We start from the raw sequence: 15,179 nt of genomic DNA, 5'->3' as shown, positions 1-15,179 counted from the left end.
TTCCGTTTCGCATCGCCTGCTAGAGGCGTCACCCAAATATAGCATGAAGCGAGGTTGATGATGCAAGTGGGGGCCTTTCCGGTAGCCAAAAAACGGTTTGGACAGAATTTTCTGGTGCAACCCTATATTGTGGAGCGCATCATGGATGCCATTCGCCCGGATCGGCAGGATGTTCTGCTGGAAATCGGCCCGGGGCCGGGAGCGCTGACCCAAAAACTGCTCCAGGTATTGGATCATCTGACGGTGATTGAGCTGGATCGGGACATGATCCCCGGCCTTGAAGCGCTGGCGACCCCCGGGCAAATGACGATCATGCAGGCCGATGCCCTGAAGGTGGATTTTGCGCGTCTGGGTGACAGCGACAAGTCGCTGCGGGTGGTAGGAAATCTCCCCTACAACGTGGCGACCCCTATTATTTTTCATATTCTGGAGTCGGTAGAGCGGATTCAGGACATGCATTTCATGTTGCAAAAGGAGGTCGTCGAACGCATGGTGGCGGCCCCTGGGAGCAAAACGTATGGACGACTATCGGTGATGATTCAGGCCTGGTGTGAAGTGGAGTCCCTGTTTACGGTGGGTCCCGGGAATTTTTTTCCGGCGCCCAAGGTGGATTCAGCCTTCATGCGTTTGCTACCCTGTAAGCCGGTTCTGCTGACCGATTGTCTGCGCCCGGCTTTTGCCCGGATTGTTACCAGCAGTTTTGCGCAACGCCGCAAGACCATCGCCAATAATTTACGCGGCATTTTCAGTGCGGAGCAGTTGCAGAGCTTGGACATTGATCCGTCCTGTCGTGCAGAAACACTGGATCAGGCTGCCTTTTTTCGCCTCGCCGAGGCTTTTGCTGAACAAGGATCCCAAGAATGAATCATGTGGAAGTGGTTGAAAAACTGTTTATGGAACTGGAGTGGGAAGCCAAAATGCTTCCGGATTATCCGGTTATGACCTGTGCATTGCAGGTACCCAATGGCACCCTGGATATTTTCTGTCATGTTCATGCAGATCGTGAGCGCATCCTGTTTTATTTGCGTCCACAGAATCTGGATATTACTGCGAACAAGCGATTGGCGGTGGCCGAATTTGTGACCCGTGCCAACTATGGCCTGTCTCTGGGTAATTTCGAGCTGGATATGGAAGATGGTGAAATCAATTTCAAGACGATTTTGCAGGCACCGGCAGCCGTATTATCCACGGCCTTGTTGCGTCCCTACCTGTTGTTGGGAGTGGAAACCATAAACCATTACCTGCCTGGGTTGGACAAGGTACTGGCCGGTCAGGAAACTCCCGCTGCAGCCATCAAGGCGCTGGAGACTGGGACAGCGGTGCATTAGTAGCTGCACCAATGATGCCGTTGCCAATCAGCAAAGGGGTGATGCCCATGCCACGAATTTTGGCGAGAGTGGGTTGGGCATCGGCCAAAGAATCAAACGTTTGGGTTTGCAGACGATAAAGCGTGTTACTGCCATTGCCATCCACTTTGGTCATGCTGGTGCTGACGCCCAGTAGCGCCAGGCGGTCGCGGAGCACGACGGCGGCAGCCCGATTCGTAAACGCCCCCACCTGAATGGTCACCGGCTGATGTACGGCCACGACAGCAGCACTGTTGGTGCTTGCGGAAGGAATGCCCGGACCACTGCCGAGAATGTCCGCCGGTATATCAACATGCATTTTCGGCAGGATCTGATAAAAGTTAAAATCCACGCCGCTGCGTGTGGAAGCGGCAGCGGCTGTTGACTGGGTGCTGGTGCTGGAGACAGGAGCAGCGGAGGACGCGATGGCCGTAGCCAACGCCATGGAACTGGTACTGGATGAGTTGCCCCCTGTTGCAGGCTTGGCACTACTGCTGGCTGATGCGGTGGCGGCAGTGCTTCCTGAATTCCCCGACAGGAGCCCCAGTTTACCGGTGTTGATGGGTAATTGCGCGATCCACCACCACACCAGGGCACTGAGCAGCAGAATGATAATGAGCAATATCCAGGGCCAGCGTCTGGGGCTTTGATCTTCGGCAGAATGCAGTGCTTCCTGCTCTTCGTCTGTTTCCTGTTCGGGTTCGGGCTCCCTCGGCCTCCGGGGTGGAGGCGCTGGGCGCTGCTCTCCGGAAGGTGGGCGGCTGGTCTGGTTTTTATAATCACGCATGACGTTTTACATCTGCTCCGGTGCCGAGACTCCAAGCAGTTTCAAGCCATTGGCAACGGTCTGGGCGACCCCTTTACAAAGAGTCAGGCGGGCGTGGCGCAGAGGTGTTTCCTCCACCAGAATTTTGGTGGAGTTGTAATAAGTGTGAAAAGCGGCGGCCAGATCGCGCAGATAGAAAGCAATCTGATGCGGTTCCCGATCTCGGGCGGCGCTGTGTACTACCTCCGGAAAACGCCATAGTGCATCGGCCAGAGCCAGCTCGCGGGAATCTTGCAGACAATCCAGTGCGCGCTCATTATCTGCAGGAAGACTTAAGCTTTTTTCTGTAGCCTGGCGGAGCATGGAGTAAACCCGGGCATAGGCATACTGGATATAAAACACCGGATTTTCTTCCGAGTGCTTTTTGGCCAGATCCAGATCAAAGTCGAGGTGCTGGTCAGCGCGGCGCAGCACATAAAAAAAGCGGGCGGCGTCATTACCAACTTCTTCGCGCAGCTCGCGCAGGGTGACAAATTCTCCGGCACGGGTGGACATGGATACTTTTTCCGCACCGCGGTAAAGAATGGCAAACTGGACCAGAACGACTTCCAGCTTTTCGTCGTCCAGCCCCAGTGCCTGGAGCGCTGCCTTGACGCGAGGAACGTAGCCGTGATGGTCGGCTCCCCACATATCTACAACATGTGTGAAACCACGGGCAAATTTCTCGGCATGGTAAGCCACATCCGAGGCAAAGTAGGTGTACGCACCGTTTTCCCGACGCAGAACCCGGTCCTTGTCATCGCCAAATGCGGTTGACCGGAACCAGAGCGCGCCATCCTGAATGTAGCAATGTCCAGCAGCTTCCAGTGCGGCTGTTGCCCGGTCTACAGCCCCGGAATCGACCAGTTGCCGTTCTGAATACCAGCGTTCGTAATGCACGCCGAATTGTTCCAGATCATTGCGGATGTCGCTCAGGATTTCATCGAGCCCGGCACTGTGCAACACGCGGTAATCGTTCCCCAAGCTTTGCTTGAGGTGGGCGATCAGTGCGTCCACAGCCGCATCAGCGTCTTCCATGGCGGGCAGGTTGGGGATGCCAGATGCGGCATGCTCCATACGGTCACCGCATTGCGTGCGTAGCTGGGCCGCAATTTCGCGCACATAAGCGCCGCGATAGCTGTTGTCCGGAAAGGGCCAGGGGAGCAGTCCGGCCGCTTCGAGGTAACGCATATATACACTGGCGGCCAGAATATCCATCTGCCGACCGGCATCATTCACGTAATATTCACAGAAAATATCATACCCGTTGAAGCGTAAAATATTGGCCAGGCTCGCGCCGTAGGCAGCACCACGACCGTGCCCCACATGGAGAGGACCGGTTGGATTGGCAGAAACAAATTCCAGCTGCAGCTTTTGCTGCTTACCCTGTTGGTTGGATCCGAACTGTTTTTGTTCGGTCTGGATTTTTTCGATGACCGCATGAAAAGCGGCAGGTGCCAGGAAAAAATTGATAAACCCCGGTCCGGCAATTTCGGTACGCACTATCCACGGGCTGGCGGGCAAGGCCGTAATAATGGCGTCGGCCAGATCACGGGGTTTGCGTCCCGCCTTTTTGGCGAGAAGCAGGGCGACATTGCTGGCCAGATGGCCGTGCTCCACCTGCTTGGGGCGATCCAGTTCGAGCTGAGCAGGAACTTCCGGAATAACGCCTCGCTGCAGCAGGTCATTGAGGGCCTCTTGCAGGGGCTGGAGAACAAATGCTTTCACGGGGCTACCTTATCCAGTCAATTTTTGCTTTAGTGTAACTGATGTGGACGCTTTACGGCAGGGGTTGTTGTATGTTTGTCACGACGTTCGTTCTGGTAGAATACGGACAAACCCTAACCGTGGCAAAAAATGGATGGAGAAACCGAATATGCATGATTATTGGGGGGCTTTCTGGCGATGGTTTACCACGCCATGGCATTTGCCGGGCAATATTCTTATTGAACCCCTGGGTATTATCGAATTTGTGCTGATCCTGGTTTTTCTGTGGTGGGGCGCTATCTGGCTGAGAAGGCTGATACGAAAAACCCTGTCCCGGAGCTTGGGCGCGGCTACTGCTTATGCAATATCAAGGTTGACTTACTATATAGTCATTGCCCTGGGTATTTTGATTGCCCTGCAGACGGTTGGCGTGAATCTCAGCAGTCTGAGCATTCTCGGTGGCGTGGTCGGTGTCGGTTTGGGGTTTGGTCTGCAGAATATTTTCAGCAATTTTGCCTCTGGTCTGATTCTGCTTTTTGAACACAGTATCAAGGTTGGAGATTATATTCAGATCAAGGAAAATGGCCTGCACGGCGAAGTCAAAAAACTCAGTGTGCGTTATACCCAGATAATGACGAACGATCATGTGGATGTTTTGGTCCCTAATTCTCAGTTTGTGAATGGGGAAGTCATCAACTGGAGTCTGGATGATCCAATAATGCGCGTGCATATTCCCTTTCGGGTTCCCTATGGTACCGACCGTGAAAAACTTCGGGAGCTGGTGGTGAATACCGCCTTGGCTCACCCCTTGTGTACCCGGAAAACAGAGTACCCACCTTCACTCTGGCTCAATGCTTTTGGAGAAGCTGGGTACGATTGCGAAATGATTGTATGGGTAGAGCGTGACGGATTAATGCGACCTGGAGGTACCCATGCTGCTTTTAACTGGGCGTTGGCAGAAGCCCTCGAAAACGCCGGTATAGAAATTCCCCGCCCACGTCAGGAAGTGGTTCTGGCGCCATCGGTTGCTTCGGCCTTTGCCGAAGCGGCAAAACCAGTTTCTGCTTCCTCCTCTTCCACATAGTTTTCCGGGCTGCTGGCAGTTTGCAGGCGGCTCGGAGGGATGATGAAAAAGTAGGCTATCAAGGCAGCGGCCAGGCAGATCCACATGGACAGTCGCAACAGGTTGTCGATACTGAGGGTGTCGGCTTTGACCATGATCATGCTGTGTAACATGGCCGCTGATAAATCCTGGTGGCTCTGGAAGCGACTGATCTGCCCGCGCAAGTGATCGGCGGCCATGGCGCTGTAACGGGTCCAATAGACACTCAGCAGGCTCACGCCGATATTTGCACTGAATACCCGAATGAAGTTGCTGGTCGTTGCCGCTGAAGGGATTTCTTCGCTATCCAGACCCGAAAGAATGATGAGGGTCAGGGGCACAAAGAGCATGCCGACGCCAATGCCTATCAGGAGGATGGGAACGAAAAGGTCAGACAGACTGCTGATGGGGCTGAGATAAGCATTTCCATAGGCAAAGGCAAAAATGCTGAAGCACAAAGCAGCCAGGCGACGCAAGCCCAGCAGATCCCGGAGACGATCCATCTGGGTGGACAGCGGAATCGCGCCCAGCCCAATGGGGAAAAGAACGAGGCTGGCCCAGAATCCGTTGAACCCCAGATCTTCTTCCGCCCAAAGCGGTAAAATGGATGCCCAGCCCATGAACATGGCCCATCCCAGGCAGAGTAACAAGAGCCCCAACCAGTAATTACGCCGCTTCAGAAAATGGATTTCCAGCAAGGGATGGGCTGTTTCGCTTTCGCGCCAGGCAAACAACAAAAAACAAGCCAGAGCAACCAGGGTTGTTTTCAGAATAAACGCGGAGTGCCACCAGCCATATTCTTCGCCCTGATCGAGCACGATTTGCAGGCTCATCAGTCCTGCGTAGAGCAGGCCGAATCCCCAGCCGTCAAAGGGTGGCATGTTTTGTCGACCCTGATCTTTGGGAATGCCACTGCTACCGAGCAGTAATGCCAATATCCAGAAAGGCAGGGAAAGCAAAAAAATACTGCGATAACCGAGGTCTGTAGCCAAAAAACCGCCCAAAGCTGGCCCGAAAAAAAAGGGGACCAGCATGGCATTACTCCAGAAAATGGTGATCAGGCCATGCTGTCGCTCGGGACTATGGCGCAGAAACAGGCTCTGGCTCAGAGGGACCAGCAGCCCGGCGGCAACCCCTTCGAGAGCGCGGGAAAGCAGCATGATCCAGAGATTGCTGGTGGTGGCGCTGATGATGGTGCCGATGCCAGCGACCATAACCGCCATCTGGAATACGCGCCGCATACCAAGGCGTTGGGTGGTCCAGGGCATGAGGGTGATGCCCACGGACCAATTCACGATGAAATAAGTCAGCGTCCACAGGGCGTGATCGTTACTGGTGGAAAGGCCGCCCGCCACATAGGGAAAAATACCCTGCACCGAGGCGCCATCAAAAGAGCCCATACCCAAAGCCAATGCTACGCCTGCAAAAAGTGGCCAGGTTCTGGACAATGGCTGGATACGCTCCATCGGGTGACTCCCATCAAATTTGCCCTACTGTAGCGCTATCACTAATATAGAACTAATAGATTGATTTGCACGCATTCATCGGAAAACCCTATTGAAAATACATGCAGAAGAATTGTTGACCTTTTTGGCCGTTGCCGAAGCCGAAGGGGTAGGACGTGGGGCCCGAATATTGCAGCGCAGTCAGCCTGCTGTTTCCGAGCGCCTGCGGGCCCTGCAGCTGAACTTGGGAGAACCGCTTTATCAACGCAGTGGTCGTGGGATCAAGCTGACGGCAGCGGGTGAGTCCCTGTTGCCCTATGCCCGCCGCCTGCGCGAAAGTCTGGCAGAGGTGGAAAGCTGGTCGGCGCGGCGCCAGAACCTCCAGGAAGGCAGTTTACGCATTGCGGCCACCAATACGGTGGCCAACTATTTTTTGATGGAACATCTGGCCCGCTTCCGCAGTGCCTACCCGAGTATCCAGTTGCAATTGAAAACGGGTCCTTTGCCGGATGCTCTTTCTTTGGGTAGTTGGGACTTGCTGTTTACCGAAGAACAAATTGTCGCAGATCATTTGCCCCAGCACATGGAGCAGGAAGCTTGGCGGGAAGATGAACTGGTGGCCATTCTGCCCCGGGATCATCCCTGGGTGCAGGAAGGACGACAATCGGCGCGCTGGGAGGAAATTCTGCAACAACCCATTGTCTGGAGAGAAGCCCATTCAGGAATTCGGCGCCGCGTCGAGGCTGCTATTGCCCATGCCGGATTGTGTGCCCGTTATAGTGTGGAGGTGACGGGAGTCGAAGCCTTGCGCGACGCTGTCGCGGCAGGATTGGGTGTTGGCTTTGCCTCGGTGGAGGCTTTGGACAAGGTCCGCTGGCCTTTGGCTTCTCTGCGGTTGGAACCACCGCGCGGTTTATTCTGGACGCTGTTTCTGATTCGCCCGCAGACGGATTTTCAGTCGCGGGCGGTGCGGGTGTTTTTACAGTTGTTGTTCAGCCATTAAAAGTCATCAGGAAAACACCCGAGCCTCCCGCAGGGTGCTCCAACCAGATCAGCGGCAAATCGGGTCTTTGTTCGTTGAGCGCCACTTCTGCATCGCCGGTTTCCACAATCAATACCCCACCTGCTTCCAGATGCTGGGGAGCTTGTTCCAGCAGGGGCAGGAGACAGTCCAGTCCATCGGTGCCGGCGGCAAGGGCCAGGCGTGGCTCATGGGTGTATTCCGGGGGTAACTCGGCCATGGCTGCGGCATCCACGTAAGGGGGGTTGCTGATAATCAGATCGTAACGTTGCTCCTGCAAAGCCGAGAACAAATCTGACTGATATAAATGCACCTGATCTTCCAGCCCGTGTTTTTGGACATTGTTGCGCGCCACGTTCAGGGCCTCTGGAGAAATATCTACAGCATCTATTTCAGCATGGGGAAAACGCAGGGCCAGGGTGATGGCCATGCATCCGGAACCGGTACCAATTTCGAGAATACGCAGGATTCGGGATTCTTCTACCCAGGGCGCAAAACCCTCTTCAATAAAGGGCTCAATGAGGCTGCGGGGAATCAATACCCGCTCATCCACCATAAAACGCAGTCCGGCGAACCAGGCTTCTCCAGTGATATAGGCCGCCGGCCTACGGAGAATTTCACGCGCATAAAAGTGTTGCAATACTCGGCGCTTTTCATCCGGCAGCAGCCGGGCACCTGAAAAGTCCGCAAGATCTTCGGGTTCCAGGTGCAGGGCGCGCGCCAGGATCAGATCTGCTTCGGCTCGGGGATTTTGTTGTCCCTGACTGAAATCCAGATCAGCGGCAGCAAAGCGGCTACTGCCCCAACGCCGCAAGTCTGCCACGGTGGACAGGTCATTTGCGGCGAGTTGCACATATTGTTCGAGACGCATCAAATAATCTCCAGCCAGACGGGACAATGATCAGAACCCATGACTTCCGTAGCGATACCCGCAGCGCGCAGGCGCGGCAGAAGACTCTGGTGTACCCAGAAATAATCGAGGCGCCAGCCGATGTCGCGACTACGGGCATCGGTGCGCTGGCTCCACCAGGAGTAACGGGCCTCATCGGGATGAAGATGGCGAAAACTATCCACCCAACCGGCCTGTTGCCATTGGTCCATGCAGGCTCTCTCCTCGGGAAGAAAGCCGGAAATACGTTGATTTTCCTTGGGACGGGCAAGATCGATGGGCTGATGCGCCGTGTTCACATCGCCGCAAAAAATCACCGGGCGGCCTGCCGCCGCTTTCTGGTTGATATGCGCCAGAAAGGCGGCATAAAAATCCAGCTTAAAGGCCAGTCGTTCGCCATCTTTTTTGCCGTTGGGAAAATAGACGTTGTACAAATCAAAATCGCCGCAATCAGTGACAACCACGCGGCCTTCGCGGTCAAAACGCTCTATGCCCAAGCCCGCATGAGAAGTTTGCCCGGGAATTTTGCTGAAAGTGCTGACGCCGCTGTAACCGGCCCGTTCGGCCACGGCCCAGCAGCTGCCATATCCTTCCAGACGGCTTTCCTCATCTGTCAGTTTTGCAGGATCCGCTTTGCTTTCCTGAGTGCAGAGCAGATCAGGGCCGGTTTCTTTCACCCAGTCCCGCAAACCTTTGCGGCAGGCTGCCCGCCAGCCGTTCACATTCCAGCTATAAAGACGCAATGTCCGTTTCCTTCAGCGCATGACCCGTACAGCCAGAAAATCGCTGTCGGCAATCACTTTTTCCAGAATTTTACGACCGCTGTCGCCCGCTATCCCGGCAGTAGCCAGCAGGGCCAGACCTTCACGCGCTGCAGTCGGGCTGATGACGCCATGACGCAGGGCAAGTTGATAGAGGACGGCGACACTGATTTCGGCGTCGGGCGTTTTGGTCAGCTCCTGCTGTAGCTGCGCGGAAGGGCCGCCATAAAGCAGCAGTTTTTGAATATGGTCGATATTTGGAAGTGTTTCTTTGTCCATCCGCTTAACCTTTTTCTGCGTGATTGAGATGAATCATTTTTTATGACCTGCTTTTTCAGGGGTGGTCCAGCCGCTGCAACGCAGAGACCAGAATCCTCCGGATTGCGGGTCGGCCAGTAGCGGGCCAAGTTCGGTAAGACCGGCGCTAAGGGCTTCCTTAACGCCCCAAGGCGCATTGATCAGCAACAATCCGCTACCGGCCAGGGCTTCGCGACCTTCTTCCGGCCGTTGTGTCAGTTCAAACACCTGCGCCGCAATCTTGCCGCGTATGGCTTGCCAGAACCGCGTGATCGTACCCCGTATTTTTATGGGATACCAGATGAGGTAGGTTCCCTGAGGCCAGCGTTGATAGGCACGCAGTAGGGTATCGGCGAGAATTTCCCATTCGTCACGGCGCTCGAAGGGCGGATCAATGAACACCAGTCCGCGTTTTTCCGGCGGGGGGATATGGGCAAAAAGGGCGCGGTATCCGTCTTCGCTCAAAATGCTGGTATGCGATCTTTTGCCCAGGTTCGCTCGTAACTGCAAGGAAATTTCCGCCTCTGTTTCACATAAAATCATCCGATCTTCCGGCCTGAGCAGTTCGGCGGCCAGCAGGGCCGAGCCGGGGTAGTGCAGCAGTTGTTTGTTGTGATTGATCTGGTGAATACGTTTGAGCCATTCACCGGATTGGGGCAGGCTGCGTCGATCTGCCCATAGGCGCGTAATGCCGCCGAGATGTTCTCCGCTGTTGCCCAGCGGGTAACTGCCTGCCCCGGCATGCGTGTCGATGTAGGCCAGGGGGGTGTCCTTGCGGGTCAAGGCTTCCAAAACAAGATAAAGCGCCAGATGTTTGATGCAATCTGCCGCATTACCGGCATGAAAATGATGTTGGTAGTTCATGATTCCTGGGCTTGGCTAGGGATGATAATTTAAGTCATGATAACAGAGTCAACGCTGGCCTACCCAATAAGGAGAAAAAGATGCGCCTGTTCGCTACCGAAACCAGCCCCTACGCCCGCAAGGTCCGTATGGTACTGTTGGAAAAAAACATCCCCTGCGAAGTGGAGTGGGTCAATTTGCGGACTCAGGACCATGCTGCCCTCACCCACAATCCGCTGGGTAAAATCCCCGTATTGCTGCGCAATGATGGTTCGGCGGTTTATGATTCTGCTGTGATTGTTCAGTACCTGGAGATCTTGTGCCCGGATCCGGCGATTTTCCCCAAAGATCCGGAAGCACGTATAGAAGCCCTGCGGGTGGAAGCACTGGCTAGCGGCATCATGGATACAACCATTGCCTGGGTTCTGGAACAACGTCACGCGGCTGATTGTCAGGATCTGAACATGTTGCAGCGCGCGCGCGGCAAGGTGACTACGGCGCTGGCCATGCTTCAGGAGGAAACCCGGGTGTGGAAAGACGCGGCGTCTGCACCGATATTGAATCTGTCACAAATTGCGACGGTATCTGCAGTGGGTTATGTGGATCTGCGGGCTCCGGACTTTCTGGTCCAGTTTCCCGATATGTTGGCCTGGATGCATAGTATGCGGTTGCGGCCCAGTGTTAGCGCGACACTACCGCAGTAATGTCCATGAAAGTGGCCAGTTGGAATGTCAATTCACTGAAGGTACGGCTTCCGCAAGTACTGGAGTGGCTGCAGGAAAAATCTCCGGATGTGCTGTGTCTGCAGGAAACCAAACTCACCGATGAAAAGTTTCCCGTTGCCGAACTGGCTGAAGCGGGTTATCACGCACTTTATCATGGGCAGCCTACCTACAACGGCGTGGCGATACTCAGTCGCAGTGTGCCGGAAGATGGGCGCTGCGATTGGCCCGATGGAAGCGACGGTCAGGCGCGGCTTTGCGCTGGCACTTTCGCGGGCACCCGGGTGGTGAATGTGTATGTGCCCAACGGTCAGTCACTGGAGAGTGACAAATATCCCTACAAGCTGCAGTGGCTGGAGCGTCTGCGTGCATTGATTGCAAAGGAATTGCAGCAGTGGCCCCAGCTGCTGCTCGTCGGCGATTTTAATATTGCACCGGATGACCGGGATGTTTATGACCCGGTGGCCTGGGGTGAAGATGTCTTGTGCTCTCCTCCAGAACGGGCAGCCCTGACGGCTCTGCTGAATCTCGGTCTGCAGGATAGCTGGCGTCACCAGCATGGTGATCTTCAGGAATGGAGCTGGTGGGATTATCGGGCGGCAGGATTCCGTCGTAATCGCGGGTTGCGTATTGATTTGATTCTGGCTTCCAATGCCTTGATGGCAGAGGTGCAAGATGTGGTTATCGATCGGAATGCACGGGCTGCTGAACGACCTTCAGATCACGCACCCGTTTTGATTCAAATGCAGGAGGAATGATGATTGGTGTTCTTCTGGTCAATCTGGGTACGCCTGAGGCTCCTACAGCTTCTGCCGTACGCCGTTATTTACGCGAGTTCCTTAGTGATCGGCGGGTGGTGGAATTACCCCGGATTATCTGGTGGCCCATATTAAATGGTCCGATTCTGACTTTCCGCCCGGCGCGTTCGGCGCGCAATTATGCCAGCATCTGGATGCCCGAAGGGTCCCCTTTGATGGTATACAGTCAGCGTCTTGCGGATGGCTTACAGCAGTATTGTGATACCCATTTTTCCGGGCAGGTACGCGTAGAACTGGCCATGCGCTATGGGAAGCCGTCTTTGCAGCAGAAAATGGCAGAACTGCGCCAATCGGGTTGCGAAAAATTACTGGTGGTGCCGCTATATCCCCAATATGCCGCTGCTACTACGGCCTCCATATTCGACAAGGTCGCCGATGTGTTGCGAGGTATGCGCGATATTCCCGAATTACGGATGCTCCGGGATTGGCATGCCCATCCTGCCTATATTCATGCGCTGGCAGAAAGTGTCCGTCACTGGTGGCAGGAAAACGGTCGCGCTGAAAAGCTACTCATTTCCTTTCATGGCCTGCCACAGCGGTCTATTCAGTTGGGTGATCCTTATCGTCAACAGTGCGAAACTACCACAGCACTTCTGGTGCAGGAATTGGGCCTAAAGCAGGACGAATGGGTTCAGACCTTCCAGAGTCGTTTTGGCGCGGCTAAATGGCTGGAGCCTTATACCGATAAAACCCTGATGAGTCTGGCCCGGCAGGGGATTCGGGAAATAGATACCCTCTGCCCCGGATTCTCGGCGGATTGTGTGGAGACCCTCCAGGAAATTGCGCTGGAAGGCAAAGAAACTTTTTTGAATGCCGGCGGAAAGACTTTGCGATATATTCCAGCACTTAATGACAATCCTTTGTGGATCAAGGCATTCAGCGAGATTCTTGCGCCTTCCTGGCAATTTTGGGAAGCTCCGGAAAATTTTGCCGTTTCTGCCCAGTCAAGCTAGAATTCTCACTGAAATCAGTCTTTATCCTCCAGCCCTCATCTATAGGACGCCCAATATGATCATCAGCAACGACAAAGTAGTCACCATCGACTATTCCCTCACCGATGAAGAGGGAGAGCTGATTGACAGCTCTGTAGGTGAAGAACCGCTTATTTATTTGCATGGACACCACGGAATCATTCCCGGATTGGAACAGGCTCTGGCTGGGCATCGCACGGGCGATAAGGTTGAAGTATCCATTCCGCCAGAAGAAGGTTATGGCGACTGGGATGAGGATCTGGTGGAAGTGGTCTCCAAGGAAGATTTTGATGATCCGGAAGATCTCGAAATCGGGACGCAGTTTGAAACCGAGACGGACGAAGGTGCCCGTCTGGCCACGGTGATTGATATTGAAGGCGAAGAGGTGACCGTGGATTTGAATCATCCACTGGCCGGAATGACGCTGAATTTTGATGTCACGGTACTGGATGTGCGTGATGCGACTGCAGAAGAACTGGCTCACGGCCACGTACATGGTGAGCACGGTCACGATCATTGAGCGAGGCTGTTCGCAGCAGGAAAAATTTCTGAATCCTGTTGCGAAGCGGTAACAGCTTGCGCGGTTTAGGCTTGATGTCCGGAACCAGTGCCGATGGTGTTGATGCAGCGGTGCTGGATTTCGGTGTTGCTCCCGCACGGGGATATGTCGGGTTATTCAGCCAGGCTTTTGATGCGCCCTTGCGGGAAATGGTGCTTGCCGCCAATGGTCCCCTGAGTGTTGAGCAAATGGCCGTACTGGATCGGCAACTGGGGGCCTGTTATGCGGAGGTGGCAGAGGCTGCCATTAATAAATGGGGTCCGGTGGATTTTATTGCCTTGCATGGACAGACCATTCGTCATCAACCGCGCGCTGTTCCCGGTTTTACCCTGCAGATTGGTTCAGCTGCCGATGTGGCTGTTGCTACGGGTTTGACAGTGGTCCACGATTTCCGGCGAGCCGATGTTGCCGCTGGTGGCGAGGGTGCACCATTGGTTCCCCCATTTCATCAGCGCCTGTTTCAGGGGCATCAGCCACGTCTGGTCCTGAATCTGGGCGGTATGGCAAATTTGACCTGGATCCCTGGCAGTGATGACTCTCGGGCTTTGCAAGCCTTCGATACCGGGCCTGGGAATGTGTTGATTGATGCAGCGGTCCGGATTTTGAGTAGAGGCGAAGCCTGTTATGATCTGAACGGCAGATTGGGAGCGGCAGGTAAAGTTCAGGCGTTGCTCCTTGCCCAATGGCTGAAACACCCCTATTTCCTGCAATCTCCACCAAAAAGTACCGGTCGGGAAAGTTTTGATGATCGGTTAGTCCGTCAATGGTGGAATGACTGGAAATATTCGGGGGCGGATTTTGTGGCTACGTTAACGGCATTGACGGCCATAACGGTGGCAGATGCCCTGCGAAAATGGACACCGGGTGCAAAAGAATTACTGGTGTTTGGCGGCGGCGCTGAAAATCCAACGCTGATGCGGGCCATCCAGGCGGCTTTGCCAGATCTGCAGGTACATTCGGGTGCGGAGCTCAGCGGTATTCCCAGCCAGGCGCTTGAGGCTTTGGCCTTTGCCTGGTTGGGTGAACAATGCTTGCGAGGGAAAACTCTCCCGTATCAACAGGTGACGGGAGTTCGTGAGCCGGTAGTCTTGGGCAATATTCTGCCAGGCAGAAACTGGCCGGAATTATTATCTCGATTGGCCGACGCCTAAGTATCTGGTTCTGTTATTTTAAAAACGGCAGAGGGTCAGGAGGCTTTGCAGCGACTTTGGCCCGCGCCGTTGTTGTTCTTGGCGAAATCCTGCGCCCGTCAGGAGAGTTGTCTGAGCCCAAAGGGCGAGTTCTCTCCTGACAGCAGGATAAGCCTTAGAACAACAGGCAAGGGACGTTGGAGCAAAAATCCTCCTGACCCTCTGCCGTTTTTTAGATTTATGTAAGTGTTGCGGCATTGGGTTCATGAGGAGCAGATTTTGGTAACAGCAGTAGAAACATGGCATCCCGGTGGAGAAACTGCCGTCTACGGAATCATCGGTGACCCGGTAAAACACAGCCTATCCCCCTGGATGCATCGGCTGTTTGCGCAACAACTGGGGATCGACATGGTGTATGTGCCTTTTCCAGTGATGGCTGCTGACTTGCCCAAAGCGCTCAAAGGGTTGGCTGCAGCCGGAGTGCTGGGGCTCAATGTCACGGTGCCCCATAAAGAATCCACAAAGATCCTGATGGACGAGCTCAGTCCAGCCGCAGAGCAGATTGGTGCAGTGAATACGGTGCATTATACAGCGGGCCGTTTTATGGGGGACAACACTGATGCCGTAGGATTTCAGCGGGCTTTGGAGCGTCATGCGGGGGGCAGTTGGCGCTCTGGCCCCGTTCTGGTGATTGGGGCGGGTGGGGCAGCCCGGGCTATTATTTATGCCTTGGGAGCGGCTGGTTGCCCCGCTATTTATGTGG

Annotated in this window: 16 protein-coding genes and 1 pseudogene; 10 read left to right on the top strand and 7 right to left on the bottom strand. The window is 54.6% G+C overall.

What is annotated here, in order from left to right:
* Window positions 1–57 precede the first annotated feature (57 nt).
* Together rsmA and HAP95_RS14490 are read left to right on the top strand one after the other, a co-directional pair.
* On the top strand, window positions 58–864 hold the full coding sequence (gene rsmA, locus HAP95_RS14495) for a 16S rRNA (adenine(1518)-N(6)/adenine(1519)-N(6))-dimethyltransferase RsmA (protein ID WP_215884902.1): 807 nt from the start codon (window positions 58–60) through the stop codon (window positions 862–864).
* Window positions 861–1,328 carry a YbjN domain-containing protein gene (locus tag HAP95_RS14490; RefSeq protein WP_010640577.1) on the top strand — a complete coding sequence of 156 codons (468 nt, stop codon included), beginning with the start codon at window positions 861–863 and terminating at the stop codon, window positions 1,326–1,328. The genes rsmA and HAP95_RS14490 overlap by 4 nt, the downstream gene beginning before the upstream one ends.
* Here the strand turns inward: HAP95_RS14490 and HAP95_RS14485 are convergent.
* Together HAP95_RS14485 and argS are read right to left on the bottom strand one after the other, a co-directional pair.
* Window positions 1,294–2,133 carry an SPOR domain-containing protein gene (locus HAP95_RS14485; protein ID WP_215884864.1) on the bottom strand — a complete coding sequence of 280 codons (840 nt, stop codon included), beginning with the start codon at window positions 2,131–2,133 and terminating at the stop codon, window positions 1,294–1,296. The two genes, HAP95_RS14490 and HAP95_RS14485, sit on opposite strands and share 35 nt — an antisense overlap.
* A gap of 6 nt (window positions 2,134–2,139) precedes the next feature.
* Entirely contained in the window at window positions 2,140–3,879 is a 1,740-nt protein-coding gene (argS, locus tag HAP95_RS14480; protein ID WP_215884863.1) for an arginine--tRNA ligase, read from the bottom strand.
* 148 nt (window positions 3,880–4,027) lie between these two features.
* Between argS and HAP95_RS14475 the strand changes: the two genes are divergently transcribed.
* Window positions 4,028–4,942: a mechanosensitive ion channel family protein gene (locus tag HAP95_RS14475; protein WP_215884862.1), complete on the top strand. Its 915-nt coding sequence runs from the start codon at window positions 4,028–4,030 to the stop codon at window positions 4,940–4,942.
* On the opposite strand, the gene HAP95_RS14470 is transcribed toward HAP95_RS14475, so the two are convergent.
* Window positions 4,858–6,426, bottom strand: coding sequence for an MFS transporter (locus tag HAP95_RS14470; RefSeq protein ID WP_215884861.1), 1,569 nt, complete (start codon window positions 6,424–6,426; stop codon window positions 4,858–4,860). The two genes, HAP95_RS14475 and HAP95_RS14470, sit on opposite strands and share 85 nt — an antisense overlap.
* A 91-nt stretch (window positions 6,427–6,517) precedes the next feature.
* On the opposite strand from HAP95_RS14470, the gene HAP95_RS14465 reads away from it, so the two are divergent.
* Window positions 6,518–7,408, top strand: coding sequence for a LysR family transcriptional regulator (locus tag HAP95_RS14465; RefSeq protein WP_215884860.1), 891 nt, complete (start codon window positions 6,518–6,520; stop codon window positions 7,406–7,408).
* On the opposite strand, the gene prmB is transcribed toward HAP95_RS14465, so the two are convergent.
* Genes prmB through HAP95_RS14445 form a run of 4 tightly spaced genes read right to left on the bottom strand, consistent with a single transcriptional unit; the run spans window position 7,398 to window position 10,237 of the window.
* The gene (gene prmB / locus HAP95_RS14460) at window positions 7,398–8,297 is read right to left on the bottom strand and encodes a 50S ribosomal protein L3 N(5)-glutamine methyltransferase (protein ID WP_215884859.1); all 900 of its coding nucleotides are present in this window, start codon (window positions 8,295–8,297) and stop codon (window positions 7,398–7,400) included. The two genes, HAP95_RS14465 and prmB, sit on opposite strands and share 11 nt — an antisense overlap.
* Window positions 8,297–9,058, bottom strand: a complete 762-nt coding sequence (locus HAP95_RS14455) for an exodeoxyribonuclease III (protein WP_215884858.1) — start codon at window positions 9,056–9,058, stop codon at window positions 8,297–8,299. Before HAP95_RS14455 ends, prmB begins: the two co-directional genes overlap by 1 nt.
* A gap of 12 nt (window positions 9,059–9,070) precedes the next feature.
* Window positions 9,071–9,355, bottom strand: coding sequence for a DUF2322 family protein (locus tag HAP95_RS14450; protein ID WP_215884857.1), 285 nt, complete (start codon window positions 9,353–9,355; stop codon window positions 9,071–9,073).
* Between the two features lie 33 nt (window positions 9,356–9,388).
* Complete coding sequence (locus HAP95_RS14445; protein WP_215884856.1) at window positions 9,389–10,237, bottom strand: 23S rRNA (adenine(2030)-N(6))-methyltransferase RlmJ; 849 nt, start codon at window positions 10,235–10,237, stop codon at window positions 9,389–9,391.
* Between the two features lie 80 nt (window positions 10,238–10,317).
* Here HAP95_RS14445 and HAP95_RS14440 point away from each other — a divergent pair, with 80 nt between their 5' ends.
* From HAP95_RS14440 to HAP95_RS14415, 6 genes and pseudogenes are all read left to right on the top strand, one after another.
* Window positions 10,318–10,920 (top strand): glutathione S-transferase N-terminal domain-containing protein, encoded by a 603-nt coding sequence (locus HAP95_RS14440; protein WP_215884855.1) that lies wholly within the window; start codon window positions 10,318–10,320, stop codon window positions 10,918–10,920.
* Window positions 10,921–10,925: 5 nt separating this feature from the next.
* Entirely contained in the window at window positions 10,926–11,696 is a 771-nt protein-coding gene (xth, locus tag HAP95_RS14435; protein ID WP_215884854.1) for an exodeoxyribonuclease III, read from the top strand.
* Window positions 11,693–12,709: a ferrochelatase gene (hemH, locus tag HAP95_RS14430; RefSeq protein WP_226832807.1), complete on the top strand. Its 1,017-nt coding sequence runs from the start codon at window positions 11,693–11,695 to the stop codon at window positions 12,707–12,709. Before xth ends, hemH begins: the two co-directional genes overlap by 4 nt.
* Before the next feature lie 55 nt (window positions 12,710–12,764).
* Complete coding sequence (locus HAP95_RS14425) at window positions 12,765–13,247, top strand: FKBP-type peptidyl-prolyl cis-trans isomerase (RefSeq protein ID WP_215884853.1); 483 nt, start codon at window positions 12,765–12,767, stop codon at window positions 13,245–13,247.
* 56 nt (window positions 13,248–13,303) lie between these two features.
* Window positions 13,304–14,437, top strand: coding sequence for an anhydro-N-acetylmuramic acid kinase (locus HAP95_RS14420; RefSeq protein WP_215884852.1), 1,134 nt, complete (start codon window positions 13,304–13,306; stop codon window positions 14,435–14,437).
* A 258-nt stretch (window positions 14,438–14,695) separates the two neighbouring features.
* Window positions 14,696–15,179 (top strand): annotated as a pseudogene (locus HAP95_RS14415) (shikimate dehydrogenase); the annotation flags it as partial.

This window comes from Acidithiobacillus sulfurivorans (assembly GCF_018853815.1).
Lineage (GTDB): Bacteria > Pseudomonadota > Gammaproteobacteria > Acidithiobacillales > Acidithiobacillaceae > Acidithiobacillus > Acidithiobacillus sulfurivorans.
This window is presented reverse-complemented; position numbering and strand designations above follow the sequence as displayed.

Bases quoted from the DNA above. Each gene is read 5' to 3' on its own strand.
- HAP95_RS14440 (WP_215884855.1), top strand. From the start codon at position 10,318: ATGCGCCTGTTCGCTACCGAAACCAGCCCCTACGCCCGCAAGGTCCGT.
- xth (WP_215884854.1), top strand. From the start codon at position 10,926: ATGAAAGTGGCCAGTTGGAATGTCAATTCACTGAAGGTACGGCTTCCG.
- HAP95_RS14450 (WP_215884857.1), bottom strand. From the start codon at position 9,355: ATGGACAAAGAAACACTTCCAAATATCGACCATATTCAAAAACTGCTG.
- HAP95_RS14470 (WP_215884861.1), bottom strand. From the start codon at position 6,426: ATGGAGCGTATCCAGCCATTGTCCAGAACCTGGCCACTTTTTGCAGGC.
- HAP95_RS14490 (WP_010640577.1), top strand. From the start codon at position 861: ATGAATCATGTGGAAGTGGTTGAAAAACTGTTTATGGAACTGGAGTGG.
- HAP95_RS14475 (WP_215884862.1), top strand. From the start codon at position 4,028: ATGCATGATTATTGGGGGGCTTTCTGGCGATGGTTTACCACGCCATGG.
- HAP95_RS14485 (WP_215884864.1), bottom strand. From the start codon at position 2,133: ATGCGTGATTATAAAAACCAGACCAGCCGCCCACCTTCCGGAGAGCAG.
- HAP95_RS14445 (WP_215884856.1), bottom strand. From the start codon at position 10,237: ATGAACTACCAACATCATTTTCATGCCGGTAATGCGGCAGATTGCATC.
- hemH (WP_226832807.1), top strand. From the start codon at position 11,693: ATGATGATTGGTGTTCTTCTGGTCAATCTGGGTACGCCTGAGGCTCCT.
- rsmA (WP_215884902.1), top strand. From the start codon at position 58: ATGATGCAAGTGGGGGCCTTTCCGGTAGCCAAAAAACGGTTTGGACAG.
- HAP95_RS14425 (WP_215884853.1), top strand. From the start codon at position 12,765: ATGATCATCAGCAACGACAAAGTAGTCACCATCGACTATTCCCTCACC.
- prmB (WP_215884859.1), bottom strand. From the start codon at position 8,297: ATGCGTCTCGAACAATATGTGCAACTCGCCGCAAATGACCTGTCCACC.